At 64.8% G+C, this 26,508-nt stretch carries 23 protein-coding genes; 14 read left to right on the top strand and 9 right to left on the bottom strand.

The window, feature by feature from the left end:
* Nucleotides 1-170 precede the first annotated feature (170 nt).
* Nucleotides 171-2,147 (top strand): threonine--tRNA ligase, encoded by a 1,977-nt coding sequence (gene thrS, locus LCM4577_RS10825; protein ID WP_071071112.1) that lies wholly within the window; start codon nt 171-173, stop codon nt 2,145-2,147.
* Nucleotides 2,148-2,230: 83 nt separating this feature from the next.
* Nucleotides 2,231-3,166, top strand: coding sequence for a lysophospholipid acyltransferase family protein (locus LCM4577_RS10820; protein WP_071071110.1), 936 nt, complete (start codon nt 2,231-2,233; stop codon nt 3,164-3,166).
* 10 nt (nt 3,167-3,176) lie between these two features.
* On the opposite strand, the gene LCM4577_RS10815 is transcribed toward LCM4577_RS10820, so the two are convergent.
* Complete coding sequence (locus LCM4577_RS10815) at nt 3,177-4,142, bottom strand: hypothetical protein (protein WP_071032031.1); 966 nt, start codon at nt 4,140-4,142, stop codon at nt 3,177-3,179.
* A gap of 164 nt (nt 4,143-4,306) precedes the next feature.
* Between LCM4577_RS10815 and LCM4577_RS10810 the strand changes: the two genes are divergently transcribed.
* On the top strand, nt 4,307-4,891 hold the full coding sequence (locus tag LCM4577_RS10810; RefSeq protein ID WP_071071108.1) for a nitroreductase: 585 nt from the start codon (nt 4,307-4,309) through the stop codon (nt 4,889-4,891).
* Here the strand turns inward: LCM4577_RS10810 and LCM4577_RS10805 are convergent, their stop codons facing one another.
* A complete protein-coding gene (locus LCM4577_RS10805; RefSeq protein WP_071071106.1) occupies nt 4,892-5,635 on the bottom strand; it encodes a TetR/AcrR family transcriptional regulator in 744 nt (247 codons plus the stop codon). It abuts the gene before it with no gap.
* A gap of 140 nt (nt 5,636-5,775) precedes the next feature.
* Between LCM4577_RS10805 and LCM4577_RS10800 the strand changes: the two genes are divergently transcribed.
* Nucleotides 5,776-6,450, top strand: coding sequence for an isoprenylcysteine carboxylmethyltransferase family protein (locus LCM4577_RS10800; protein ID WP_071032083.1), 675 nt, complete (start codon nt 5,776-5,778; stop codon nt 6,448-6,450).
* Between the two features lie 3 nt (nt 6,451-6,453).
* Here LCM4577_RS10800 and LCM4577_RS10795 read toward each other — a convergent pair whose 3' ends face one another.
* Nucleotides 6,454-7,335 (bottom strand): CoA ester lyase, encoded by an 882-nt coding sequence (locus LCM4577_RS10795; protein WP_071032084.1) that lies wholly within the window; start codon nt 7,333-7,335, stop codon nt 6,454-6,456.
* Entirely contained in the window at nt 7,335-7,787 is a 453-nt protein-coding gene (locus tag LCM4577_RS10790; protein WP_071071104.1) for a MaoC family dehydratase, read from the bottom strand. The genes LCM4577_RS10795 and LCM4577_RS10790 overlap by 1 nt, the downstream gene beginning before the upstream one ends.
* 152 nt (nt 7,788-7,939) lie before the next feature.
* On the opposite strand from LCM4577_RS10790, the gene LCM4577_RS10785 reads away from it, so the two are divergent.
* Nucleotides 7,940-9,061, top strand: coding sequence for a DUF2336 domain-containing protein (locus LCM4577_RS10785; protein ID WP_071071102.1), 1,122 nt, complete (start codon nt 7,940-7,942; stop codon nt 9,059-9,061).
* A 17-nt stretch (nt 9,062-9,078) separates the two neighbouring features.
* On the opposite strand, the gene LCM4577_RS10780 is transcribed toward LCM4577_RS10785, so the two are convergent.
* The 3 genes from LCM4577_RS10780 to parE form a co-directional block, all read right to left on the bottom strand.
* Nucleotides 9,079-9,516 carry a VOC family protein gene (locus LCM4577_RS10780; RefSeq protein WP_071032034.1) on the bottom strand — a complete coding sequence of 146 codons (438 nt, stop codon included), beginning with the start codon at nt 9,514-9,516 and terminating at the stop codon, nt 9,079-9,081.
* 83 nt (nt 9,517-9,599) lie between these two features.
* Complete coding sequence (locus tag LCM4577_RS10775) at nt 9,600-11,711, bottom strand: FUSC family protein (RefSeq protein WP_071071100.1); 2,112 nt, start codon at nt 11,709-11,711, stop codon at nt 9,600-9,602.
* Nucleotides 11,712-11,754: 43 nt separating this feature from the next.
* Nucleotides 11,755-13,809 carry a DNA topoisomerase IV subunit B gene (parE, locus tag LCM4577_RS10770; protein ID WP_071071099.1) on the bottom strand — a complete coding sequence of 685 codons (2,055 nt, stop codon included), beginning with the start codon at nt 13,807-13,809 and terminating at the stop codon, nt 11,755-11,757.
* A 254-nt stretch (nt 13,810-14,063) separates the two neighbouring features.
* On the opposite strand from parE, the gene cpaB reads away from it, so the two are divergent.
* From cpaB to LCM4577_RS10725, 9 genes are all read left to right on the top strand, one after another.
* Complete coding sequence (gene cpaB, locus LCM4577_RS10765; RefSeq protein WP_071032037.1) at nt 14,064-14,981, top strand: Flp pilus assembly protein CpaB; 918 nt, start codon at nt 14,064-14,066, stop codon at nt 14,979-14,981.
* A gap of 31 nt (nt 14,982-15,012) precedes the next feature.
* Nucleotides 15,013-16,446 (top strand): type II and III secretion system protein family protein, encoded by a 1,434-nt coding sequence (locus LCM4577_RS10760; protein WP_071071097.1) that lies wholly within the window; start codon nt 15,013-15,015, stop codon nt 16,444-16,446.
* 4 nt (nt 16,447-16,450) lie between these two features.
* Nucleotides 16,451-16,726 carry a hypothetical protein gene (locus tag LCM4577_RS10755; protein ID WP_041007223.1) on the top strand — a complete coding sequence of 92 codons (276 nt, stop codon included), beginning with the start codon at nt 16,451-16,453 and terminating at the stop codon, nt 16,724-16,726.
* A gap of 13 nt (nt 16,727-16,739) precedes the next feature.
* Nucleotides 16,740-17,954, top strand: coding sequence for a response regulator/pilus assembly protein (locus LCM4577_RS10750; protein WP_071071095.1), 1,215 nt, complete (start codon nt 16,740-16,742; stop codon nt 17,952-17,954).
* Nucleotides 17,951-19,372, top strand: coding sequence for a CpaF family protein (locus LCM4577_RS10745; protein ID WP_040981523.1), 1,422 nt, complete (start codon nt 17,951-17,953; stop codon nt 19,370-19,372). Before LCM4577_RS10750 ends, LCM4577_RS10745 begins: the two co-directional genes overlap by 4 nt.
* Before the next feature lie 4 nt (nt 19,373-19,376).
* The gene (locus LCM4577_RS10740) at nt 19,377-20,342 is read left to right on the top strand and encodes a type II secretion system F family protein (RefSeq protein ID WP_041011479.1); all 966 of its coding nucleotides are present in this window, start codon (nt 19,377-19,379) and stop codon (nt 20,340-20,342) included.
* 1 nt (nt 20,343) lies between these two features.
* A complete protein-coding gene (locus LCM4577_RS10735; protein ID WP_071071093.1) occupies nt 20,344-21,306 on the top strand; it encodes a type II secretion system F family protein in 963 nt (320 codons plus the stop codon).
* Nucleotides 21,307-21,479: 173 nt separating this feature from the next.
* A complete protein-coding gene (locus LCM4577_RS10730) occupies nt 21,480-21,953 on the top strand; it encodes a tetratricopeptide repeat protein (protein WP_040981518.1) in 474 nt (157 codons plus the stop codon).
* A 176-nt stretch (nt 21,954-22,129) separates the two neighbouring features.
* Nucleotides 22,130-23,302 carry a GGDEF domain-containing protein gene (locus LCM4577_RS10725; protein WP_071071092.1) on the top strand — a complete coding sequence of 391 codons (1,173 nt, stop codon included), beginning with the start codon at nt 22,130-22,132 and terminating at the stop codon, nt 23,300-23,302.
* 10 nt (nt 23,303-23,312) lie between these two features.
* Here LCM4577_RS10725 and gcvP read toward each other — a convergent pair whose 3' ends face one another.
* Nucleotides 23,313-26,120 carry an aminomethyl-transferring glycine dehydrogenase gene (gene gcvP / locus LCM4577_RS10720; RefSeq protein WP_071071090.1) on the bottom strand — a complete coding sequence of 936 codons (2,808 nt, stop codon included), beginning with the start codon at nt 26,118-26,120 and terminating at the stop codon, nt 23,313-23,315.
* 17 nt (nt 26,121-26,137) lie between these two features.
* Entirely contained in the window at nt 26,138-26,506 is a 369-nt protein-coding gene (gene gcvH, locus LCM4577_RS10715) for a glycine cleavage system protein GcvH (protein ID WP_071071088.1), read from the bottom strand.
* Nucleotides 26,507-26,508: the final 2 nt, after the last annotated feature.

Here is a 26,508-nt window from a genome sequence, read left to right as displayed (position 1 = left end):
ATTTCCTGGCGAGCGCTCTTTACCTGACGTGGCACTGCCTCTAAAACCGCGCCGCCGGCCAACATCCATGTGATTGGCGCCTCCGGCTAACCCTCTGCATGCTGCTGAGCATCCTTCCGCATGCATTTCACCACCCGCGCTCGTTTGCGGGACTGGATAGGAGAACCCTGATGCCGAATTCCGTTTCCCTGACATTTCCCGATGGTTCCGTCCGTGAATATGACGCGGCGCTGACCGGCGCGGGGCTTGCCGAATCGATCTCCAAGTCGCTGGCCAAGAAGGCTGTCGCCTACAGCCTCGATGGCACCGTGCGCGATCTTTCCGATCCGCTCGGCACGTCCGGCAAGGTCGAGATCATCACCCGCGAGGATCCGCGCGCGCTGGAACTCATCCGCCACGACACGGCGCATGTGCTGGCCGAGGCCGTGCAGGAGCTGTGGCCGGGAACGCAGGTGACCATCGGGCCGGTGATCGAGAACGGGTTCTATTACGACTTCGCGAGGAACGAGCCGTTCACGCCGGACGATTTCCCGGTGATCGAGAAGAAGATGCGCGAGATCATCCAGCGCAACAAGCCGTTCACCAAGGAAGTGTGGTCGCGCGACAAAGCGAAGAAGGTCTTCGCCGACAAGGGGGAGCGCTACAAGGTCGAGCTGATCGACGCCATTCCGGAGGATCAGGACATCAAGATCTACGCGCAGGGCGACTGGTTCGATCTGTGCCGCGGCCCGCACATGGCCTCGACCGGGCAGATCGGCAACGCCTTCAAGCTGATGAAGGTGGCGGGCGCCTATTGGCGCGGCGACTCGAACAACCCGATGCTGACCCGCATCTACGGCACCGCCTGGGCCGATCAGGCGCAGCTCGACGCCTACCAGACGCTGCTGGAAGAGGCCGAGAAGCGCGATCATCGCAAGCTCGGCCGCGAGATGGACCTGTTCCATTTCCAGGAAGAAGGGCCGGGCGTCGTCTTCTGGCACGCCAAGGGCTGGAAGATGGTGCAGAACCTGATCAACTACATGCGCCGTCRCCTCGACGAGCACGGCTATCAGGAAGTCAACGCGCCGCAGGTGCTGGACAAGAGCCTGTGGGAGACGTCGGGACACTGGGGCTGGTATCGCGACGCGATGTTCAAGGTCACCGTCGCCGGCGACGACACCGACGACGACCGCGTCTTCGCGCTGAAGCCGATGAACTGTCCCGGTCACGTCCAGATCTTCAAGCATGGGTTGAAGTCCTACCGCGAACTGCCCGTTAAGCTTGCGGAGTTCGGCAATGTGCATCGTTACGAACCGTCGGGCGCGCTGCACGGGCTGATGCGCGTGCGCGGCTTCACGCAGGACGACGCGCATATCTTCTGCACCGAGGAGCAGCTGGCGGCCGAGTGCCTGCGCATCAACGACCTGATCCTGTCGACCTATGCCGATTTCGGCTTCGACGAGGTCAGCGTGAAGCTCTCGACCCGGCCGGACAAGCGCGTCGGCACCGACGAGGCCTGGGACCATGCCGAGGCGATCATGAGCAACGTGCTGGAGACGATCCGCACGCGCTCCGGCAACCGCATCAAGACCTCGATCAATCCGGGCGAGGGCGCTTTCTATGGGCCGAAATTCGAATATGTGCTGAAGGACGCAATAGGCCGCGAATGGCAATGCGGCACCACGCAGGTCGACTTCAACCTGCCGGAGCGCTTCGGCGCCTTCTATATCGGCTCGGATTCGGAAAAGAAGCAGCCGGTGATGGTGCATCGCGCGGTCTGCGGCTCGATGGAGCGGTTCCTCGGCATCCTGATCGAGAACTATTCCGGYCATTTCCCGCTGTGGTTCGCGCCGCTGCAGGTGGTGGTGGCGACGATCACCTCGGATGCGGACGAATACGCCATGAAAGTGGTCGAGCGACTGAAGGCTGCGGGACTGCTGGCCGAGACCGATCTGCGCAACGAGAAGATCAACTACAAGGTGCGCGAGCATTCGCTCGCCAAGGTGCCGGTCATCCTCGTCTGCGGCAAGCGCGAGGCCGAGGAGGAAACCGTCAACGTTCGCCGGCTGGGTTCCCGCGACCAGGAATCGCGAAAGCTCGACGATGCGGTGAAGGCTCTCGCCGAGGAGGCGGTCTCGCCCGATCGCAAGCGCCGCGCGGCAGCCTGACATACCAGCACTTTCTAAAATGGCGGTGGCGTGCCCACCGCCATTTTCATATGCCTGTCACGCCAGCCCTGTAACGAGCCGCCATGCTCAAATTGAAACTGCGGGAAAGACGTTTTCCCGAGCTCTCCTATGCCAACCCGCATCAGCCGGTGCTGACGCGCTGGTTCATCCATTCCGTCGAGGGCTTGTCCGGCCGCGACCGCTTCGCCGCGCTTTACGATTTCTGGCGCCGGCAGGTGGTGCCGACCGGCGATCGCGTGTTCAGCCGCATGCTGGAATTGATCGACGTCAAGGTTCRCAACGCCGTGCAGTGGCCGCCGGCGACGCTGCCGGATACGCCGCTGGTCATCGTCGCAAACCATCCCTTCGGCATCGGCGACGGCATCGCGGTGTTGTCGCTGGTCGAGCAGCTCGGCCGGCCGTTCCGGGTCATGATCCACAAGGACCTGCTCAGGATCCGCGAGATGGAACCCTATTCGCTGCCGATCGATTTTTCCGAGACCAAGGAAGCGCTGAAGAACAACATGGCGGTGCGCCATGAAGCCGTGCGGCTGTTGAAGGAAGGCGTCACCATCGTCGTCTTCCCGGCCGGCGGCGTCGCCACGGCGCCCAAGGGTTTCGGCCGCGCCATCGACCTGCCGTGGAAGATGTTCCCGGCCAAGCTGATCCAGGACGCCAAGGCCTCGGTCATCCCGATGCATTTTTCCGGCCAGAACGGCCGCCTGTTCCATCTCGTCAGCGGTCCGATGAACATGGCCGAGCGCGACAACCGCGTGGCGAAGTTCATCGGCAAGGCATCGCTGACGCTGCGCACCTCATTGCTCATCCGCGAGTTCGCCCGCCTGTCGGGCAAGGCGATCGAGGTGCGCATCGGCGACGTGCTGAGATGGAGCGACCTCGAGCCGCTGCGCGACCGCAAGGCTCTGCTCGACCGCCTCTATCGCGCGGTCTTCGACCTTGCGGCGCCTTCCACGCAGCGTGGCCGCGTGCCGTTCCTGCGGATGCGAAAGGCGGCCTGAGTAGAAGAGATCAGTCCGCGCCTTCCTCGGGATCGATGGCGGACTGTTCGTTGGCCACGACCTCGATTTCCTGGTTCTGGCCGGCGACGACCGTGAAATCCTTCTGGTAGATGCGGTCGCGGTTCTTGGCGATGATGGTGTACTGGCCCTCGGCCAGCACCATCGAGGCGAAGGCGCCGACCGCTTCCTTGATCGGATCGCCGCTCTCGTTGAGCAGCGACCAGGACGTGTCGGCGATGGCTTCGCCGCCGGGCTCGCGCACCAGCTTCATCGTCATCTCGGCGGCGCGGTGCTCGACGGTCGCTTCCGTCAGCTTGCCGGCCTCGACGCGGATATCGGAGCGGATCACCGCGTTGACCGCGCCATAGGTGGAGACGACATGATAGGTGCCGGCGTTCAGGCGCACCACGGTGTTCGGCGCGACGTCGGGGGCGATCAGCGGCCGGTCGCCATTGGCCGCGGCCTCGCCTTCGTAGATCGAGAAGCGCAGTTTCTTCGGCGGGATGGGCGCGCCGCCCGATGTCACCGCGTCGAGCTTCAGGCCGCCGGCGTCGAGGACGAGGCTTTCGCGCCTGGCTTCCTTGCCGACTGTGATGCGCTTGGTGGCGCCGGCGCGTCCGTAGGAGGCATGGACGAGATAGCTGCCGGGGTCGAGCTGGAACACGGCCGTGCCGCCATGGGCGGATGCCACCATCGGCAGCTTGCCATCGCTGGCGGGCTGCGGCTTGAAGACCCGCCAGACGATGCCGCGGGTGATGTCGGCACCCTTGTCGGTCAACTGCGCCGACAGCGTGATGGCGCCGCCATTGCCGAGCGCCAGCGGTCCCTCCGACTTCGGCGTCGCGTAGCTCGAAATGCCCGGAAGCTTGATGTCGCCGACATCGTTGGCGTTCTGGGCCAGGGCGAAGGAAACCGGCACCGCGAATAACGCAGCGACGAGTGCGATCACGAAAAGGCGCAGAGTCCCCTCAAACATGCCTTGCGTTGAAGCCCAAGGCGGTGGCAATTTCAAGGCCTAGGAGCGCGCTGCTTCCCCTCAGCGGCTTCTTATTCGGCGCAAAACGCCACCGCCCGAGCCGCCCGACCTCCCGATGGCGTGCTTCAGCTCAAAATCGAATGCCTTCAGGAGACTTGGCCCCCATGGCGTCGCCGATCATAGACTTCCTGCTCACCCGCAATTCCGCGCCGATTCCCGACCTCAAGGAGCCGGCGCCGAGCGATGCCGAGATCGCGACGATGATCGCGGCCGCCTCGCGCGTCCCCGACCATGGCCGGCTCGAGCCCTGGCGCTTCATCCTCTATCGCGGCGAGGCGCGCGTCGAGATCGGCAAGAAGCTGGCGGCGCTTGCCGAACAGCGCGAGGGGCCGCTGCCGGAAGGCCGGYGCAACCAGGAACTGGCGCGCTTCTCGCGCGCGCCACTGGTGATCGGCGTGGTGTCGGTGCCGAAGGAAAACCCGAAGATCCCGCAATGGGAGATGTTCCTGTCGGGCGGCATGGCGGCCATGAACCTGATGATCGCGGCCAACGCGCTGGGCTATGGCACCAACATGATCAGCAACTGGTATTCCGACGTGACCGAGGGCAGGGCGATCCTCGGACTCTCGCCGCGGGAGCGCGTCATCGGCTTCGTCCATATCGGTTCTTATCAGGGACCCGCACCGGATCGGCCACGGCCCGATCCGGCGAAGCTCTACGCCGATTACGCCGGCCCCTGGGCCGGTTAGTCACATCCTGCGCGCCTTTGACGCCGCGGCTGCCACGCTGGAGGAGGGACTGGCCCGACGCGCCGTCATGACGGCGCGCACATAGCCGGGCTCGCCGATGCGGATGCTGCCGTCGGGAAGCCCCAGGATGCGGTCGAGCGCGATCTCGTAGAGCCTGACACGCCTTTCCAGGGTTTCGATCGCAATGTCCATATCGGCATCGCTGCCGCCGGCGAATGCCTTGGCGATCACATCGTGCGTGGCCAGGCCGAACTGCATGACGATGTCGGCGACGCCTTCCGGATCGAAGGTGCGGAAGGTTCCGTCCGCAACGCCTTGCTTGATGATTTCGACCAGCAAGGGCGAAAAGGCCGCGTTGGCCGCCACGTTGATGCGGTGGAACAGCACCAGGTTTTCCGGCCGGAACATCGTCTCGAACAGTGCCCAGGCTTCCGCCGCGGTCTCGACCTTGGCCTGCCGTGATTTCGCGAGCAGGGCGTTGAGGCGTCCGAGCGGATCGAGCGCCGGATCGCCGAGCACATCCTGGACGCCGGCGAGCGCCTGCCTGGCGAAACGCTCCGCCAATGCCTCCAGCAGGGCCTCCTTGGAGGCGAAGTAGTGATAGAAGGCGCCTTTCGAGATGCCGGCGGTGGCGATGACGTCGTTGAGGCTCGCTTTGTCGTAGCCATGCATCAGGAACAGCGCCTGGGCATGGTCCAGCAGCTCTTCTCGCCTGAGCTCCGGGTGCTTGATGATACGTGGCATGACAAAACCTTGTGCACGCGGCAGCCGTTTGCGTCCAGATGCCTCGCGCTGATTGCGCTTGAGCATAGACCGTCGGTCGGTATAATAGACCACTGGTCGGATTCGACAACGGTGGCGGGGGACGTCACGGAAGGTTGGTCATGTTCTCGAGATTGGTTTTCCAGACATTCATATGGTTCGGCGTCATGGGCGCGCTGATGTTTCTGTCGGCCGGCACGCTGCGGTGGACCGCAGCCTGGGTGTACATAGTCGTGATGGTCGGACTGAGCCTTACCATGGGCGTGGCGCTCGCCCGGCGCGATCCAGGCCTGATGAACGAGCGCCTCCGTCCGCCGATCCAGAAGACCCAGACCGCGGCCGACAAGATATTGCTGAGCATATTGCTCATCGGCATTTTCGCCTGGCTGGTCCTGATGGGGCTCGATACCCGTTTCGGCTGGTCGGTAGTTCCCGTCTGGGTGCAGGTGATCGGCGCTCTGGTGCTGCTCGTCGGCATCTGGATCTGCTATCTCACGATGCTGGAAAACAGCTTCGCGGCGCCTGTCGTGAAGATCCAGGACGAGCGTGGACAGAAGGTGATCACCACCGGTCCATATGGCTATGTCCGCCACCCCATGTATGCGGGCGCCATAGTCTATTTCGCCGGCACCGCGCTGCTGCTTGGCTCCTGGTGGGGACTGGCAGCGGTCCTCGCCTTCATCCTGCTGCTCGCCCTCCGCACCTTCATCGAGGAAAAGACCTTGCGGACCGGCCTGCAGGGCTATGACGATTACGCCGCGCGCGTCCGCTACAAGCTGATCCCGATGGTCTGGTAGCGGTCAGACGGATACGCCTGCCGCCTTGGCGCGCGCGAGCAGCCGCTCGGCCAGCCGCAGATGCGGCCTGTCGTACATCTTGCCGTCGATGCCGACGACGCCCGGATTTCCCGACGCCGCGAAGGCCTCTACGATCGCCCGTGACCGCGCGACCGCTTCGGCGGACGGCGTGAAAGCGGCGTTGATGACGGGCACCTGCGCCGGATGGATCGCCATCTTGCCGGTGAAGCCGTCGCGCTCGGCCTCCCGGCATTCGGCCTCGAAGGCGGCCATGTCGCGGAAATTCGGAAAGACCGTGTCGATGGCGGCGACTTCGGCCGCGCCCGCCGCCAGAATGGTCATGGTGCGCGCCAGGCGGAACACGTCGGTGTATCGGCCGGTCTCGTCGCGGGCCGTGCGCGCGCCGATCGCGGCGGACAAATCCTCCGCGCCCCAGGTCAGGCCGGCAAGCCGCGCGCTCGTTCCGGCATAGCTTGCCGCCGCGAGCACACCTGCCGCGGTCTCGGAGATGATCGGCAGGATTCTTATAGCGCCGTCCGGCAGCCCGTTCTCTGCCTCATGCACCCGCAGCTTCGCCGCCAGTTGCTGGACATCTTGTCCGCTGTTCGACTTCGGCAGCATGATGCCGTCGGGCTTCGCCGGGACAAGAGCCGCAAGGTCTTCGTCCGTCAGGCCGGTGGAAAGGTCGTTGACCCGCACATAGATGGCCGAACCTGTCCGGTGCCTTCGGCTGGAGATGAAACCGGCCGCGGTCGCGCGCGCCGCCGCCTTGTTGGCGGCGGCAACGGAATCTTCCAGATCGACGATGATCACGTCGGCGCCGGCCTCGAATCCCTTTTCCAGCTTGCGCTCGGAATCGCCGGGCACGAACAGCAGCGAGCGCATCAGGCCGCCTTCCTCAGCATCATCGCCTGCCTGGTGCATTTGGCGACAAGAACGTCGTTCTGATTGTAGGCGCGGTGCTCGAACTCCACGATGCCGCGATCGGGTTTCGACTTGGAGTCGCGTACGGAGACGACCGTCGTCTCGACCCGGATGGTGTCGCCGTGGAAGACGGGGTGCGGGAACACCGTCTCCTTCATGCCGAGATTGGCGACGGTCGTGCCGACCGTGATGTCGTTCACCGAAATGCCGATCATCAGGCCAAGCGTGAACAGCGAGTTGACGAGCGGCTYGCCCCATTCGGTCTTCGCGGCAAAGTCGAAATCGATGTGCAGGGGCTGCGGGTTCAGCGTCATCACCGAGAACAGCATGTTGTCGCTCTCGGTCACGGTCTTGCGCAGCGTGTGGCGGAAGACATGGCCGACGACAAACTCTTCCAGATAAAGCCCGGCCATGGTTCGATCTCCTCCAATGTCGTTGCTTGATAGGCGTTGCCTGCGCCTCCATCAAGCCGGTTAAGAAACATGGTGAACCGTTCGTAAACCATTTCCAGCCTACCGTTCACAGCGGGGCCGGGGACATTCCGGCAGGGGCGCAGCTGATCGGTATGGTTGTTTCGCATTTTCTAAAATGGATTGATACGGCAAGGGTTTCCGAGCGCGCCGCCGCCGCGAGCGCGCTGGCGCGCGCCTATATCAATTCCGATCTGCCGTTCGAGGATCGCTGCGCCGCAGAGGCGGCGCTGACGCTGCTTCTGGACGACGCTTCCTCCAAGGTGCGCCTGGCGCTCGCCGAGGCGCTGTCGATGAGCCATCACGCGCCGCCGCAGGTGATCAGCGCCCTGGCCGCCGACCAGCCGGAAGTGGCGGCGCTGGTGCTGGCGCGTTCGCCGCTGCTTACCGATGCCGACCTGGTCGAGCGCGTCGCCTGCGGCCAGAAGGCGACGCAGAAGCTGATCGCCAACCGTCCGGTGGTCTCGATGTCGCTGGCGGCGGCAATCGCCGAGGTCGGCGAACCGGAAGCCTGCGCCGTGCTGATCGGCAACAGCGGCGCCGAGATTGCCTCGCTCAGCTTCCGCCGCATGGCCGAGCGGCACGGCCACCTGCCGCTGGTGCGCGAAGCACTGATCGCCGATCGGCGCCTGCCGGCCGACTGCCGGCACATGCTGCTGGTCAAGCTCGGCGAGACGCTGAAAGGCTCGCCCCTGGTGCTGGCGATGATGGGGGCCGCGCGCGCCGATCGCGTCATGCGCGACGCCTGCGTGAAGGCCTCTGTCACGCTGATCGAGGGAACGCGCATGGAAGAGCATGCCGCGCTGATCGAGCATTTGAGGCTGCGCGGCGACCTGACCGCAAGCTTCATCATCCGCACCGTCGCGCATGGCAAGGTGGATTTCTTCGGCTCGACGCTGGTGGCGTTAGCCCAACAGTCCGAGCAGCGGGTGACGGCGCTTCTCGCCGGTGGGCACGACGTGGCGCTGCAGGCGCTGTTCCGCCGCGCCGGGCTTGCGCCGGCGACGCATGGCATCATCCTGCGCGCGCTGAAAATCTGGCGCGAGGTCGCCAATGGCCGGCGTGTCGCCGGCGTGCAAGAGGTGAGCTGGCTGATGCTGAAGGAGCTCGGCGGCCAATCGGCCGAGGGCGATCTTGCCGGGCTGGTGAAGGCGATCCACCTCGACGCGCTGCGCGAAAACGCGCGCGGGCATGCGCTGGCCATCGCCGCGGCCTAAGGCATCATGTTCAAGGCTCAGCCGAGTTCCTCGGCCAGTCCGATGAGAAGCCCTTCAGGCCCGCGGATGTAGCAGAGCCGATACACGTCTTTATACCGGACCACTTCGCCTACGAGCGAAGCGCCGTGCTTGCGGAGCCTCTCCAGCGTGTCGTCGATGTCATCCACGGCGAACATGACGCGCAGATAGCCCAGGGCGTTCACCGGGGCGTTGCGGTGATCCGCCACGACGCGTGGCCTGAGGAAGCGGGACAACTCGAGTCGGCTGTGGCCGTCCGGCGTGCGCATCATGGCGATTTCGACATGCTGATCGCCTAGTCCGGTCACGCGCCCGGCCCATTCCCCTTCGATCGTGGCGCGCCCTTCGAGCTCAAGGCCGAGCTCGCGAAAGAAATCAACCGTCGCATCGAGGTCTTCAACGACGATTCCGATGTTGTCCATACGTTTGAGAGCCATCTGTCCACCTGGAAGTATCGACCAGTCTAACAAGGGACCTTTCCGAACCGGTCCGACCTGAAACGCGTCACGTCCCCAATTGTTCAGGCGCGACCCTTCGCAAAGAAATCCGGGTAATCCTCCATCGCCGCGGCGATAATGCGCAGGGAGGCGGCGATCTGCAACATTTCGAGCCGGTTGCTGCGTTCCGCGATATTGGCCGCATATTGCCTCGCCACCGCAATGGTCGCGGTCTGTGGTTCTCCAGGGCGCCGAAACAGCAACTCGCGCGCCAGGCCGCGCAGGAAATTGCCGATGGACTCGACTGTTTCGTGCGCGATGGCGGAGTTCAACTGGGCCTGGCGCAGCCGCAGCACCTCCAGCCCGACGGTGACGGCGGCGATGCTGCCGCCAAGCATGGGGTCGCCCTTGCGGCCCGTCCGCTGCACCTGCGGCATCAACTGGTTGATCCGGTCATAGGCGAGGCTTTCGAAGGCCGAGCGCCGGGGAATGCGCTCATGCAGGCAAAGCCGCGCCAGATCCTCACGCATCGCTTGCGAGATTCGCTCCACGGTGACCCAGGGATCGGCCGGCAGCACGACGATGAAAACGCCGATGGCGATCAGGATGCCGACCAGGATCGAGGCAGAACCGGCTAAGAACGGCCCGGGATCGTAGATCATCTGCTGATGCGGGCTGAGGAAGGCGAGGAAGTTGATGGCGAAGGCGGTGGCGACGCCGACATGGCGCGGATTGGCCATGCCGAGCGCCGCGGGCACCAGGATCGGCACGACGAAGAGCGTGAACCAGCCGAAGCCAGGCAGCGCCGGCAGCGCGACCTGGCCGACCAGAAAGGCAAAAGGCAGTGCGAGCAGCGTTCCGGTGAAGAAGCCCCAGGCCGACTGGACCGGGTCGGGGCGTGCCGCGAACAGGCTGGAGACGACGGCGACGAGGATGACGGTGCCGGCCGCTTCCGACCACTTGGTCGTCAGCCAGAAGATCGCCACGAGGAAGGTCGCGAGCGCGGCACGCACGGCGTTGCGGCATGCGGCCTGGTAGTCGCGGTGGACGACCAGCGCTGGCTGGCTTCGCTCGCTCGATTTGCGGGAGACGGGCGAGCGAAGCGCCTCCAAGCCGCGCATAACCTGCTTGAGCGCCTCGGCGAAATCGCCGGCAATGGTCAGGCGTGTGATGGTGCCGACCTTGTCTTCGCCCGGGTCGCCGGGGCCCGTGTCGCCGGGGCCCGTGTCCTCGGGGACCTTATCTTTGGGCAACTCTGGCATCTCCTTGGCCTTGGCCGCGATCGCGTCGAGCCGGGCGACCCAGGGACCTGTGTCGTCGAGTGCGCCAGGTGTTGCCGCCAGTTCGCCGACGAAGTTTTTCAGGTCCCGGCGCATCGGGATAAGCGCAGCATTCTTCGGCGCGCGATGGCTGTGCAGCGCGCGCGCCGCCGAAAGCGCCCATAGAAGCTGGCCGATCGTGCGCCGCACGGGATGGGCGCGGGTGGCGAAGCTCGGCGCTTCCAGCCGCGCATAGGTGCGCATCTCGGCGAGCGTCTGGGCGTCGGTGATGAGCTTGCGCTGCAGCGCGGCAAGGCTTGCCGGATCGCCTCCGGAAAAGGCGCCGCCGGCATATTCGGCGAGGTCGAGGATGCTGCGTTTCAGACGGGAGATGATGGCGTCGGCCGCGAGCTTCGGCAGGATCAGCCGGCTGGTGACGCCGGCGCAGACGATCCCAATCACGATTTCGGCGCATCGGGCGATCGCCAGGTCGACGACGACATGCGGCTGTCCAAGCGCCGGCAGGCTGATGATCATCGCCGTATAGCCTGCAAGGGCGGCGCCATAGGCTTCCGGGTTGCGCAGTAGCGAGGAAACGAGCGTGCAGACGCCGATCCACAGCGCCAGCACGGTGACCAGCAGCCAGGGATTGGCGCCGAACAGGGAGGTGATGCCGATGGCCGCCAGGCCGCCAGCCAGCGTGCCGAGCAGCCGGTAGAAGCCCTTCGCCAGCACCATGCCGGCGACCGGCTGCGCGACGATGAAGACCGTCATCATCGCCCATTGCGGATGGTCGAGCTTCAGCGCGTAGGCAACAAGCAGCGCGATCAGCCCCGCCGAAACCGTGCGCAGGGCGAAAATCCAATCCGAACGGGTCGGCTGCGTCAGGCCGCTCAGCGGTGCCTCGGCAAGCTCTTTCAGCCGCGTCCAGGTCACATGTCCGTCTCCATATCGGAGCCTGTTATGGACCGGATGACGTTCAGATATCCAGCACGTCCGTCTCGGCGAATTCGGCGCGCTCCTGGATGAAGCGGAAACGCGCCTCGGGCTTGGTGCCCATCAGCGCGTCAACGGCATCCTTGGTGGCCTGCTCGGCGTCGATCACGTCGACCCTCAGAAGCGTGCGCTTCTTGGGATCCATCGTGGTTTCCTTGAGCTGCGAGGCCATCATCTCGCCCAAGCCCTTGAAGCGGCCGATCTCGACCTTGCCGCGCCCGGTGAACTCGGTGCGCAGCAACTCGTCCTTGTGCGCGTCGTCGCGGGCATAGCCGACCTTGCCGCCCTGCCGGATCGAATAGAGCGGCGGCACGGCCATGTAGAGATGGCCGCCGCGGATCAGGTTCGGCATCTCCTGGTAGAAGAAGGTGATCAACAGCGAAGCAATGTGCGCGCCGTCGACGTCGGCGTCGGTCATGATGATCACGCGATCGTAGCGCAGGTCCTCGTCGCGGTATTTCGAGCGCGTGCCGCAGCCGAGAGCCTGGATCAGGTCGGAAATCTGCTGGTTGGCGGCAAGCTTGTCGTTGCCGGCGCTGGCGACGTTGAGGATCTTGCCGCGCAGCGGCAGCACTGCTTGGCTGGCACGGTCGCGCGCCTGCTTGGCCGAACCGCCAGCCGAGTCACCCTCGACGATGAAGATCTCGGCGCCGGCGGCTGCGTTCTGCGTGCAATCGGCGAGCTTACCCGGAAGGCGCAGCTTGCGCACCGCGCTCTTGCGCGAGACTTCCTTCTCCTGGCGGCGCCGCACGCGCTCGTCGGCGCGCGCGATGACCCAGTCGAGAAGCTTCGAGGCTTCCTGCGGATTGTCGGCGAGCCAATGGTCGAACGGGTCGCGGATTGCGTTTTCGACGATGCGCATCGCCTCGATCGTCGCCAGCCTGTCCTTGGTCTGGCCGACGAATTCCGGCTCGCGGATGAATACCGACAGCATGCCCGCGGCCGAGATCATCACGTCGTCTGTGGTGATGATTGAGGCGCGCTTGTTGCCGATGAGGTCGGCATAGGCGCGCAGTCCGCGCGTCAGCACGTTGCGGAACCCGGCCTCATGCGTGCCGCCCTCGGGGGTCGGAATGGTATTGCAATAGGAGTTGAGGAAACCGTCGCCGCCGAACCAGGTGACGGCCCATTCCAGCGAACCGTGGCCGCCCTGCTTGTCGCTCTTGCCAGCGAAAACCTCGCGCGTGACCTGGAATTCGTCCCCCAGCGTCGCCTTGAGATAATCCTTGAGGCCGCCGGGGAAATGGAACTCGGCCTTGGCCGGCGTCTGGTCCTTGTCCTTGATCAGCGACGGATCGCAGGTCCAGCGGATCTCGACGCCGCCGAACAGATAGGCTTTCGAGCGCGTCATGCGGTAGAGCCGCGCCGGTTCGAAGGCGGCGCCCTTGCCGAAAATCTGCTCGTCGGGATGGAAGCGGGTCCTCGTGCCGCGGCGGTTGTGGACCTCGCCGAGATGCTCCAGACCGCTGACCGGGACGCCGCGGGAAAAACGCTGGCGATAGAGCTGGCGACCGCGCGCGACCTCGACCTCGAGATGGTCGGACAGCGCGTTGACGACCGAAACGCCGACGCCGTGCAGGCCGCCGGAGGTCTCATAGACCTTGGAGTCGAACTTGCCGCCCGAATGCAGCGTCGTCATGATGACTTCGAGCGCCGGCTTCTTGAATTTCGGATGCGGATCGACCGGAATGCCGCGCCCATTGTCGGTGACGGTCAGGAAGCCGTCGGCGGAAAGCTCGACGTCGATGAAGGTGGCGTGGCCGGCCACCGCCTCGTCCATCGAATTGTCGATGACCTCGGCGAACAGGTGATGCATCGCCTTGTCGTCGGTGCCGCCGATATACATGCCTGGGCGGCGCCGCACGGGCTCAAGCCCTTCCAGCACCTCGATATCGGCGGCGCTGTAGCCTTCGCTGCCGTCGCGGGCGGCGGTCGAACGCTTTGCTGCCTGCACCAGCGGATCGGCGGGGCGCGAGGGCGCGCGCACCGGCTGTGCCGGCTTTTCCATCTTGCCGAAGAGATCGTTGCTGTCGTCCATGCTGGGCCTAGCGTCCGGTAATGCGAATCACGTCTCGATACTGCCACGCTTTTGGCGGGCGAACGAGTTCCTGTTCCGTTCAGGGATCAAACTGTCTCTTATTCCAAAACCATTCGATAACCAAGCCGGCCGAAATAGGGCGATCGGCGGGTCGCGGGATTCCTGATTCTTTAACATTAACGCCTAGCGTGAGGCCCAACCAACAAAAGACCACGGGCGTCAGGGGTTTCGTTGTGAGGGGCAGGGCCATAACCATGATCGGCATCGCCGCCGTTTTCGGCGCGATCTCGATCTTTGCGGCGGATTTCTGGGTCAAGAGCCAGGCAAAGGCTCAGCCCGAGGTCAAGGTCGTCTCCGTCGCGGCGCCACAGCCCAAGGTCGAGTTCAAAACCATCGTGGTGGCTCAAGCGCCGTTGCGCTACGGCATGGAGCTCGCACGGCCGCAGCTCGCCGAGATCCCGTGGCCGCAGGATTCCCTACCGCAGGGCGCTTTCCCGACGATCGACAAGCTGCTCGCCGACGGCACCCGGGTCGTGCTGTCGCCGATCGAGGTCAACGAGCCGGTGCTGCTCACCAAGCTGTCGGGACCGAACGGCCGCGCCACCCTTTCCAACCTGCTGTCACCGGGAATGCGGGCCGTCACCATCCGCACCGATGAGATCGCCGGCGTCGGCGGCTTCGTCACGCCGGGAGACCGGGTCGACGTCGTGCTGACGCGCGATGCGGGGGACATCCAGGAAGTATCCAAAAACGCGCAGGGCGCGGCTGGCTCGACGGTGACCTCCGAGATCGTCGTTTCCGACGCCAAGGTGCTTTCGGTCGGGCAGGGCGCGGACGAGCGCAAGACCGAGCCGCAGGTCGCCAATTCTGTGACCATCGAGGTGACCAACGAAGGGGCGCAGAAAGTGGCGCTTGCCCGCACCGTCGGCACCTTGTCGCTGTCCTTGCGGTCCGCGGCCGACGCCAGCACCAGCAATGGCGGGCTTACGACCATCTCGTCCTTCGGCGGTTCGGTCGCCGCAAAGGCGCAGGCGAGCGCCGCCTCGCTCGTCAGCGCTGTGACGACGGAATCCGACGAGCCGAAATTCAAGACGGTGATCGTGACGCGTGGCGAAAAAGTCGAGGAATACAAGGTTCCTTCACGGGAACCGCCGCAGGAACTGCAGCAATAGCCGGTGGGGACCGGCGGGGACGGGGCAACAGATGTTCGGGTTTGATGCATTTCGGACGACCGGGGGATGGCGTCTTCTCGGYGCGATCGCGCTGGCGGCGGCAATGCTTGGYGTCGCCGCGCCGGCAAGGGCGGGCAACGACGTCGTCTATGTCTCGGCAAACAGGAACGCCTCGATCAAGGTCGCCAAGGGCAAGCCGAAGACGATCATGACGAGCGCCGCCTTCTATCAGATCGTCATCGGCGATCCGGAGATCGCCAACGTCAATCCGCTGACCGACAAGTCCTTCTACGTGCTGGGCAACAATCTGGGCACCACGGGTATCGCCCTGTTCGACCAGAACAAGCAGCTCGTCGGCACCATCGACATCGAGGTGACGCTGGATACCGACCAGCTGGCCAGCACCATCCGCGCCAGCGTGCCCGACGCCAAGATAAAGGTCGGCTCGGCAAACGGCCGCGTCGTGCTGTCGGGCGAGGCCGACGACGCGGTCGCCGCCGACAAGGCCAGCAAGATCGCGTCGCGCTTTTCCGGCAACGAGGAAGTCATCAACTCGGTCAACATCTCGTCCTCGCAACAAGTGCAGCTCAACGTCCGTTTCGTCGAGATCAACCGCCAGGCCGGGCAGGATCTCGGCGCCAAATACGGCGCCAACTTCGCGTTCGGAATGGGCGGCCGCAACGTCTCCATCGATCCCGGCAAGGTGACGGAGGCTGGCACAGGCGAGATCATCGGCCGGCTGCTGTCGAACGGCGTTTCGATCGACATCGCCATCAAGGCGTTGGAGGAACGCGGCCTGGCGCGGCGGCTTGCCGAACCCAACCTGATCGCTCGTTCAGGCCAGACGGCGAGCTTCCTTGCCGGCGGCGAGTTCCCGATCCCGGTTTCAGAGGACAATGGCAAGATTAGCGTCACCTACAAGAAGTACGGCGTCGGCCTCGATTTCACGCCAACGGTGCTGAAGGACGGGCTGGTCAGCCTCGACATCGCGCCGGAAGTGTCCTCGATCGACCCGTCGGCTTCCATCCAGGTCAGCAGCGGCATTTCCATTCCGGCCTTCATCGTGCGCCGTGCCAGGACATCGGTCGACCTCAAGAATGGCCAGAGCTTCATGATCGCCGGTCTTCTGCAGTCGCAGAACGACATCACGACGTCGCGGGTGCCGGGGATCGGCAAACTGCCGGTGCTCGGTCCTCTGTTCTCCTCGAAGTCCTATCAGCGGCGCGAGACCGATCTGGTCATCATCGTCACGCCTTACCTGGTCAAGCCGGTCGATCCGTCGAAGAAGATGGTCGAGCCGACCGACGGCACCCAGCCGGCAAGTCCCGCCGATTATTTCCTCAACAACACCGAGGAAGTGGACGCCTCGGCGCCGAAGCGTCCGGTGGCGCTGGCGGACGGCAGCGCCGCCCGTCCGGTGGCCGCAATCACGTCCGGCCACTTCCTCGATCTGCCGAAGGACTAAGGCCATGCGCAGCGCCCCTTGGATTGCTCTATTCCTGGCCGGATTCGTGAGCGGCTGCACAAGCGACGACTACGTGCGCACCGAAGGCGTGACGCCGGGAGTCGGYAACGCGCAGGCGTCCAACACCGCCATGCAGATGGTCGACCCATGGAAGTACGGCGTACAGAACACCAAGCTTCTGGTGCCGGCCCAGCGTCCGGGTTCGGAGAGTGCTGCCGTCGGCGCGAAAGCCGGCTCCGCGCCGTCATCGACGACATCATCATCGACCACATCGAACTGATGGGCTGACGCCGATGGCATCTGGCAGCAAGACAAAGAAGATCCTGCTCGTTTCGACGGACCGGGCGTTTCTGCAAGACACGCGGACCGCTTTCGCGACCTCCGAGATCATCGAGCTTTTGACGCTGGAAAAGAGCGTCAACGAGCTGCGCGGCGAAATCCTCGAAGCGGACTTCGGCACGGTCATCGTCGACATGGACGCGGCCAAGCTCGAGGAAATCGAGTCGCTGCAGCGCGTCATGCGACGGCTGGAAGGCAGCGTTCCGGTGGTCGTCGTCACCCAGGAATTCAACGCGGCGGCGGTGCGCATCCTGGTGCAGCTCAAGGTCGCCGACTTCCTGGTCAAGCCGATCACCACGGCCGACCTCGTGCGTTCCGTCGTCCGTGCGCTGCAAGGGCCGGGGCGGGACGAGAACACCGAATCGCACGTCTATACCTTCATGCCGGCCGCCGGCGGCGTCGGCACCACCACGCTCGCCTTGCAGACGGCCTTCCAGCTGCATCATTCGGTGACGCGCGGCGCCTCGACATGCGTCGTCGACCTCAACTTCCAGCAAGGCGCCTGCGCCGAATATCTCGACCTCGAACCGCGCTTCGACATCACGGAAATCGAGAACCAGCCGGAGCGCCTCGACCGGCAATTGCTCGACGTGATGCTATCCAAGCATGCGAGCGGGCTGTGCGTGCTTGCCGCTCCCACGCGCCCGTCCGACATGCGCTCGTTCAAGACCGATGTCGTGGTGCGCATGCTCGACCTCGTGGCGGCTTATTTCGACAATGTCGTCATCGACATGCCGCGCACCTGGTTCCCCTGGACCGAGACGGTGCTGCTGGGTTCCAACAAGCTCTATATCGTCGCCGAGATGACGGTGCCGTGCCTGCGCCATACACAGCGTCTCATCCAGGCCGTCTATGAGACCGCCGGCAAGGAGGTGAAGCCCAATGTCATCGTCAACCGCTTCGAGCAGAAGATGTTCGACAGCGGCATCAAGCAGGCTGACGTTCAGGAGATACTCGGCGAACATTTCGTCGGCGGCATCTCCAACAATTACCGGCTGGTGCGCGAGGCGGTCGACCGCGGCGTGCCGCTGCACGCCATCGACCCCAACGCCAATGTCGTCAACGACCTGAAGAAGATCATCCTGCCGGAGGAGGCCGTCCAGACCACGGTCAAGTCGAAGTCGCTGTTCGGCCTGGGCAAGGGCTTGGTGAAGAGGAAGGCAGGATGACCAGCCGCTTTTCCAACCTGCAGAGCCGCGACGTACGTCCGCAGCGGGCGCCGGAACCCGCGCCTGTCACGCACAATGCAGTCGTCATCCCGACGACCCGCAAGCCGGCGCCGCCGCGGCCTGAAGCAGCGCCTCAAAAGAGCGTCAACAAGGTGCTGGACGCACGTGTGCGCATCCATCGCATGCTGCTCGAAGAGATCAACCTCGTAGCGCTGGAGCGGCTGCCCCGGGATGAAATGCGCCGGCAGGTGCATGAATTCGTCTCGGAAAAGACGCGCGAGGAGCGGATGGCGATCAACATCGCCGAGCTCGACGCGCTAGTCGACGACATCGTCGACGAAATGGTCGGCCTCGGCCCGCTGGAGCCGCTGCTCAAGGATCCCGAGATCAACGATATCCTGATCAACGGCCACCAGAACTGCTTCGTCGAAAAGCGCGGCAAGCTGCAGCAGGTCCACATCCCGTTCAAGGATGAGGCGCATCTGCTTCGAATCATTAACAAAATCGTTGCGGCGGTCGGCCGGCGCGTCGATGAATCGCAGCCGATGGTCGACGCCCGCATGCTCGACGGTTCGCGCTTCAACGCGGCGATCCGTCCGGTCGGCGTCGACGGGCCGCTGGTATCGATCCGCAAATTCTCCAAGAATAAGCTCGGCCTGCACAAGCTGGTCGAATTCGGCGCCATCACCCAGAACATGGCCGAGGTGCTGGCGGCGGCGGTGCATGCCCGCAAGACCACAATCATCTCCGGCGGCACCGGCACCGGCAAGACGACGATGCTCAACGCTTTGTCGGCCTTCATTCCGGAAGACGAGCGCCTGATCACCATCGAGGACGCGGCCGAGCTGCAATTGCAGCAGCCGCATGTCGCTCGCATGGAAACGCGTCCCGCCAATATCGAGGGCCACGGCGAATTGAAGCAGCGCGACCTCGTCAAGAACGCGCTGCGCATGCGTCCCGACCGCGTCATCCTCGGCGAGTGCCGCGGCGAGGAAGCCTTCGATATGCTGCAGGCGATGAACACCGGTCACGAAGGCTCGATGGCCACCATCCATGCCAACACGCCGCGTGACGCCATCTCGCGCCTGGAACAGATGCTCGGCATGACCGGCATGCCGATGACCGTGCAGTCGATCCGCAGCCAGATCTCCAGCGCCATCGACATCATCGTGCAACTGACGCGCCTTTCCGACGGCAAGCGCAAGGTGACCAGCGTCGCCGAGGTGACCGGCATGGAAGGCGACGTCATCCAGATGCAGGAGATATTCCGCTTCGTGCGCACCGGCATGGAGGCGGACGGCAAGATACTCGGGCACTTCGAAGCGACCGGCATCCGCCCGCGCTTCCTGGAGGACCTGCGCAACATGGGCATCGAATTCCCGGGCAAATATTTCGAACCCGGCCGGCCGCAGGATTAGGCCGGTGCTGGACGGTTTCAGCCCTATTTACGCCGTGTACGCCGCAGCGGCGCTCACCGGCATCATGATCGCCGAGGGCCTTTATCTGCTCTATGCCGGGCGCAGCGACAAGCGCACGGCCATCAACCGCCGCATGAAGCTCGCGGAGAACAAGATCAGTCAGGAGCAGGTCCTGATCCAACTGCGCAAGGAGCGCGGGATAGACGGCGGCAGCTCCATCTTTTCCCTCGATCGCTTCCGCGCCCTGCGCACGCAGTCCGGCATGACCACGCCGCTGCCGAAGTTCCTGACGATCACATCGGGGATCGCTCTCGCGCTGGCGTTTTTAGGCATATGGAAGGGCTTGCCGCTCCTGTTCGGCCTGATCCTGTTTGTCGTGCTGCTGCCGGTCCTGCCGGTGATGGCAATGCGCTTCATGCGCAAGCGCCGGCACAAGCGGTTCGGGATGCAATTGCCCGAGGCGCTTGAATTGATCACGCGCGGCCTGAAGGCCGGCCATCCGGTGCCGGTGGCGATTGCCATGGTGGCGCGCGAAATGGGCGATCCGATCGGCACCGAGTTCGGCGTCGTCGCCGACGAGGTGACCTACGGCTCCGACCTGGTTTCGGCGCTGAACAATCTCTTCGACCGGGTGGGCCATGAGGACTTGCCGCTGTTTGTCACGGCGGTGTCGATCCAGAGCAGTTCAGGCGGCAATCTGCGCGAGATCCTGGACGGCCTGTCGGCGACGATCCGCGACCGTGGCAAGCTGCGCCGCAAGGTGCGCGCCATTTCGACGGAAGGCCGCATGTCGGCTTACATCCTGACCGCGGTGCCGGTGCTTCTTTTCACCGCCATCATGGTGCTGATGCCGCAGTTCTATCAGGATGTCTGGGACGTGCCGAAGACCTGGTACATGCTGGGCGGCTCCATCATCTGGCTGCTGCTCGGCAACGCCATCATGTTCAAGATGTCGAATTTCAAGTTCTGAAATGGAAGACGCCATCCGCTTCCTCGCCTCGCTCGCGCCGACCTCGCTGGTGCCGGTCGCCGTGCTGCTGCTTGTGCTGGGCGCCGGTGCCGTCGCCTGGCCGCTGGTGCTCGCCAAGGGCGATCGCGACGAGGTCAAGCGCCGGCTGAAGGTCGAGACATCGCAGCCGGCCGAGCAGGCGGAGTCCTCGCCCAAGAAGAGCACCAACGCCGTGCGCGAGAAGGCGGTGAAGCGGGCGCAGGAATTCTACGCCAAGAGCGACCCGGAAAATGTCGCCAGGCTGCGCCTGAAACTGATCCAGGCCGGCTATATGGAACCGCGCGCCGTCGGCATGTTCTTCCTCATCCGGTTCGCCACCCTGGTCGGCGCGGCGCTCGGCGCTTTCCTGATCAACCACTGGGCGGCCAGCGCCGAGTCGACCATGACCAGCCGCTGGACCTTCATCATCCTGTCGGGCGCCGGCGGCTATTTCCTGCCGGGCCTGGTGCTGACGCAGAAGGTTCGGGAAAAGATGCGCGAATACCGCAACGGCTTTCCCGATTTCATGGATTTGATGATCGTCTGCTCCRATGCCGGCATGAGCATGGAGGCCGGCATCGAGCGGGTCTCCAAGGAACTTGCCAGGACCTATCCATCGCTCAGTCAGAACCTGATCCTGGTGTCGCTGGAATTGCGGGCCGGGCGGAGCCTCGACGACGCGCTGAAGGCGCTTGCCGACCGCCTCAGCCTGGACGAGGTTCGCTCCTTCGCGACGCTCTTGCAGCAATCCAAGGAACTCGGCACCAGCCTGTCGGGCTCGCTGCGCGTCTTTTCCGACGAGATGCGGCACAAGCGCATGTCGATGGCCGAGGAGAAGGCGCATGCCCTTCCGGCCAAGATGTCGGTGCCGGTGACGGTCTGCATCCTGCCGGTGGTGCTGATGATCGCCATCATACCGATCGTCGTGAAGCTGACCGCGCACTGAGGGTTCAGGTGAGGCCGGCCTGACCTGAACCTGGCGGCACCCCAGGAGCGCTGGTTAACGCATCCCTTGCGCGCAACCAAAATTTAGCTGCATTTCGGCACCGAAGCTTAATCGCTCTCCTGTAAGGTTTTTCCTGAAGAACGACCCGGCAAATCGGGCGATGGGGCAGGGGCATGCGTCAGAGACTTCCCAGGGCAGCGGCGGCGTTGGCGGCCGTCTTGATGATCACCGGCTGCACGACGAACGCAGACGTCGACACGACCAAGACCACGGCGATCCAGCCGGTGGCCAAGGATGTCAGCGCCAGCGACCTCGTCGAAGGCAAGGCGCAGTTCCGCGAGGCGAATTTCGGCCTTGCCGAGCAGCATTTTCGCAAGGCGGTCGAACTCAAATCCGACAATGCCGAGGCCTGGATGGGGCTTGCCGCATCCTATGACGAGCTCGGCCGTTTCGACTTCGCCGATCGCGCCTACGCGCAGCTGTTGAAGGTCGCCGGGCGCAAGCCGCAGATCGTCAACAATATGGGTTACTCGCAGCTCCTGCGCGGCAACAAGAAAAAGGCGCGCGCGCTGCTGCTCGAAGCCAAGGCCGGCATGGCCGACCAGACGGTGGTCAACGCCAACCTGGCGCTGCTCGACAAGGGCTGATCCGCCTTCACGCCTGCCGCCCCGAAGAGCCGGCGCCGACATTTCGCTCGGCATGTCGACGGTTTGTAAACCCTGTGCCGAGGTAGCGGCAGGCGCCGGCCGAAAACGGTTTGCGCAGGCCGCAGGCAATCTACATTGAGAAGCGACGAGACTCCCCGAGAGGCAGTTCTTCACCGATGTTGGATTTCAGCTCGCTTCTGCTCGCGGCGGCACTGTCGGGCGCATGCCTCAGCATCACCCTGTTTGCGATCTGGTTCACCGCGCCCCGGGCGCGTTTCATGCCCACGGTCGCCTGTGGCATACTCGTGCTGGTCGCCCATGTCGTCCTGTTCTGGCGTTACACCAAGGACGCCAGCCCCTGGCTTTGCCAGATCGTGCTTGCGCTGCTCAGCCTCGGCTTCCTCCTCATCTGCCTGTCGGCCATGCAATATCTCGGCTTTCGCGCCTACCGCCGCGCCGTCCTGCCGACACTTGCGGCCATGGCCGCTTGCGCCGCTTTGACCTATCTCGGTTTCGACGGCATCGGCTTCCAGATCACCTACGCGGTGGTGACGGCGCTGCTCGCCGCGATCGGTGCGATGTTCTGGGTGAAGGGCGATCACGACCGGCGGATCCTGCTTGTCGTCTCGTTCCTGAGCGGCGCTTGCGGCGTGTCCTTCGCGCTGTGCGGCCTGATGCTGCTCGCCCATGGGCAATGGGCCCTTGGCGCCGCGCCCGACAATTGGGCGGAGCGGTTGAACTCGGTCGTCGCGGTTGCCTGCATGACCGGCCTCGGCGCGCTGACGCTGTCGCTGCACCATCTGCAGGCGCAGATCGAGCTCAAGGCCGAGACGATGACCGATCCGCTGACCGGACTGATGAACCGCAGGGCGCTCAACGAGCTTTACGGCGACCGCAGCTTCGGTCCGTTCATGGCGATCGCCATGTTCGATCTCGATCATTTCAAGATGACCAACGACGTCTTCGGCCACCCCGTCGGCGACGAGGTCCTTTGCCGCTTCGCGGCAGTGATCAAGAAATACGGCAGGGCAGGGGTCGACGCCTTCCGCTTGGGCGGCGAGGAATTCGCGCTCGTCATGTCGCGTATGACACCGGAAAAGGCGTATGACATGGCAAGCCGGATCGGCGTCGCCTTCGGCACCGAGATCGTGCCTACCCATCGCGGCCCGCTGCGCAGCAGCGTCAGCGGCGGCATGGGATTCGGCTCGGCCGCGGGGCGCCCCCTGGACGCGGTGCTGGCGCAAGCCGACGCCGCGCTTTATGCGGCCAAGCGTGCCGGGCGCAACCGTGTCATCGTTCAGGACAGAGCGGGCCAGCCCGGTGCCGGGCCGGCCCTGAAAAGCGCCTGAACCTTGTCCGCTATTCGGCGGCGCCGAGATATTCCGACAGCGGCGGGCAGGAGCAGACCAGGTTGCGGTCGCCGGCGACGTTGTCGATGCGCGAGACCGGCGGCCAGTATTTCGCCGCCAGGTCGGCGTCGCCCGCCGGATAGGCCGCCTCCAGCCGCGAATAGGGATGCTTCCACTCACCCGCGAGCGCTTCCGCCGCGGTGTGCGGGGCGTTGACCAGCGGGTTGTCGGCGAGCGGCCACTCGCCCTTCGCCACTTTCGCCGCCTCGCCGGCGATGGCGATCATCGCCTCGCAAAAACGGTCGAGTTCGCGCTTGGGCTCGGACTCGGTCGGCTCGACCATCAGCGTGCCGGCAACCGGGAACGACATGGTCGGCGCGTGGAAGCCGTAGTCGATCAGGCGCTTGGCGATATCGTCGACGGTGATGCCGGCGCTTTCCTTGAGCACGCGGGTGTCGAGAATGCACTCATGCGCGATGCGGTCGCTTCGGCCCTTGTAGAGCAGAGGGTAGTGCGGCGCGAGGCGCGTCGCCACATAGTTGGCCGAAACAATCGCCGTCTCGGTCGCCTGCTTGAGGCCGGAGCCGCCCATCATGCGGATATACATCCAGGTGATCGGCAGGATGGACGCGCTGCCGAAGGGTGCGGCGGCAACGGCATGCGCCGAGCCTTCCGCGACATGACCCGGCAGGTAGGGCTTCAGATGCGCCCTGACGCCGATCGGGCCGACGCCCGGGCCGCCGCCGCCATGCGGAATGCAGAAGGTCTTGTGCAGGTTCATGTGGCAGACGTCGGCGCCGATGTCGCCGGGGCGGGCAAGGCCGACGAGCGCGTTGAGGTTGGCGCCGTCGAAATAGACCTGGCCGCCATGCTCGTGGATCAGCGCGCAGAGATGGCGCGCGCCTTCCTCGTAGACGCCATGCGTCGAGGGATAGGTGAACATCAGCGCCGCGAGGTTCTTCGAATGCTCGTTGGCCTTGGCCCTCATGTCGTCCATATCGATATTGCCGTCGTCCAGGCAGCGCACGACGACAACGGTCATGCCCGCCATCGCGGCGCTCGCCGGATTGGTGCCGTGCGCCGAAGACGGGATCAGGCAGACCGTGCGGTGGCCTTCGCCGCGCGCGCGGTGATAGGCGCGGATGGTGAGCAGGCCGGCATATTCGCCCTGGCTGCCGGCATTGGGCTGCAGGCTGACGGCGTCGAAACCGGTGATCTCCGACAGCCAGGTCTCCAGGTCGCCGGCCATCTCGCGATAGCCCGCCGAATGGCCGGCCGGCGCGAAGGGATGCAGGTTGGCGACGCTCGGCCAGCTCACCGGCATCATCTCGGCGGCGGCGTTGAGCTTCATGGTGCAGGAGCCGAGCGGGATCATGGCGCGGTCGAGCGCGAGGTCCTTGTCGGCCAGCCGGCGCAGGAAGCGCATCATCTCGGTTTCGGAATGGTTGTCGTGGAAGACCGGCTGGGTCAGGAACTCCTTGCCGCGCGGTTTGCCGGGCATCGAGCCGCCACCGACGCCGGGCTTGGCTCCGAAGAGGCCTGCGATCGCCTCGAGATCGGCCTCCGTCGAGGTCTCGTCGAAGGCGACACTGACGCGGTCGGCATCGATGACGCGCAGCAGCCTGCCTGTCTTCTCGGCGGCGGCGGCTATTGCCGCGGCCTTGCCGTTCACTTCGGCCGTCACCGTGTCGAAGCGGCTCGTGCCGAGCACCGAAACGCCCGCCGCCCTGAGACCGGCGGCAAGACGATCGGCAAGGCTATGGATACGACCGGCGATCGCCTGCAGGCCGGCGGGCCCGTGCCAGATCGCATAGGCCGTCGCCATGTTGGCGAGCAGCGCCTGCGCGGTGCAGATGTTGGAGGTTGCCTTGTCACGGCGGATGTGCTGCTCGCGCGTCTGCAGCGCCAGCCGGTAGCCGGGACGGCCCTTGGTGTCGATCGACTGGCCGACGAGGCGGCCGGGCATCAGACGGGTCAGCTTGTCGGAAACGGCGCAATAGGCCGCGTGCGGGCCGCCAAAGCCCATCGGCACGCCGAAGCGCTGCATCGAACCGACGGCGATGTCGGCGCCGAGCTTGGCCGGAGCGTCCGTCAGCGTCAGCGCCAGCGGGTCGGCGATGAAGACGACCAGCGCGCCGGCGGCGCGGGCCTTCTCGATCGCCGCCTTGTGATCGCCATAGACACCGAACGTATCCGGCCAGGAGACGAGCAGCGCGGCGGTGTTGTCGTCGATGGTCTCGCCGTCGACCTCGGTGCCGAGAGGCTCGGCGCGGGTGCGCACGACATCCAGCGTCTGCGGATGCGGCGCACCCGCAAGCGCCACCTTGGTGCGTTTGTCGCGGTGGTGGCGCAGCGCAATGCCCACGGCTTCGGCGACGGCGGTGGCTTCATCGAGCAGCGAGGCGGACGCCACCGGCAGGCCGGTCAGCTCGGTGACCAGGGTCTGGAAGTTGAACAGCATTTCCAGCCGGCCCTGGCTGATCTCGGCCTGGTAGGGCGTGTAGGCCGTATACCAGGCCGGATTCTCGAACATGTTGCGCTGGATGACCGGCGGCACGTGGACGCCGTGATAGCCGGCGCCGATGAAGCTCTTCAGCACCGTGTTCTTCGCCATGATCGCAGACAGTTCGGCCAGCGCTTCCGCTTCGCTCGCCGGAGCGGGCAGGTTGAGCGGTTGGTCGAGGCGGATCGATCTCGGCACGGCCTGGCTGATCAGCGTTTCTACGGACGGAACGCCGAGCACGGCAAGCATGGCTCTGACATCATTGACGCCCGGGCCGATATGGCGGGCCGAGAAGGAAGTAAGCGCTGCGGTCATGTCTTTATGTCCTGATGTCAGCCGATATGGGCTTTGTAGGCGGCCTCATCCATGAGGCTGTTGAGCTGGCTTTCGTCGGAAAGCTTCATCTTCCAGAGCCAGCCGTCGCCGGTCGCTGCCGAATTGACCAGCGAGGGGTCGGCCGACAGCGAAGCGTTGGCCTCGGTGATCTCGCCGTCGACCGGCGCGTAGACGTCCGATGCCGCCTTGACGGATTCGACGACCACGGCCGTATCGCCCTTGGCGAGCTTGCGGCCGATCTCTGGCAGCTCAACGAAAACGAGGTCGCCAAGCTGTTCCTGCGCATAGTCGGTGATACCGACAACGGCGACGCCGCCTTCGACGCGGAGCCATTCGTGATCTTGCGTGAAATAGGTCTTTGCCATCT

The organism is Mesorhizobium sp. LCM 4577 (genome assembly GCF_001854795.2).
Taxonomy (GTDB): Bacteria; Pseudomonadota; Alphaproteobacteria; order Rhizobiales; family Rhizobiaceae; genus Mesorhizobium; species Mesorhizobium plurifarium.
Note: the sequence above shows the minus strand (reverse complement) of the source record. Positions and strands in the feature narration are given on the sequence as shown.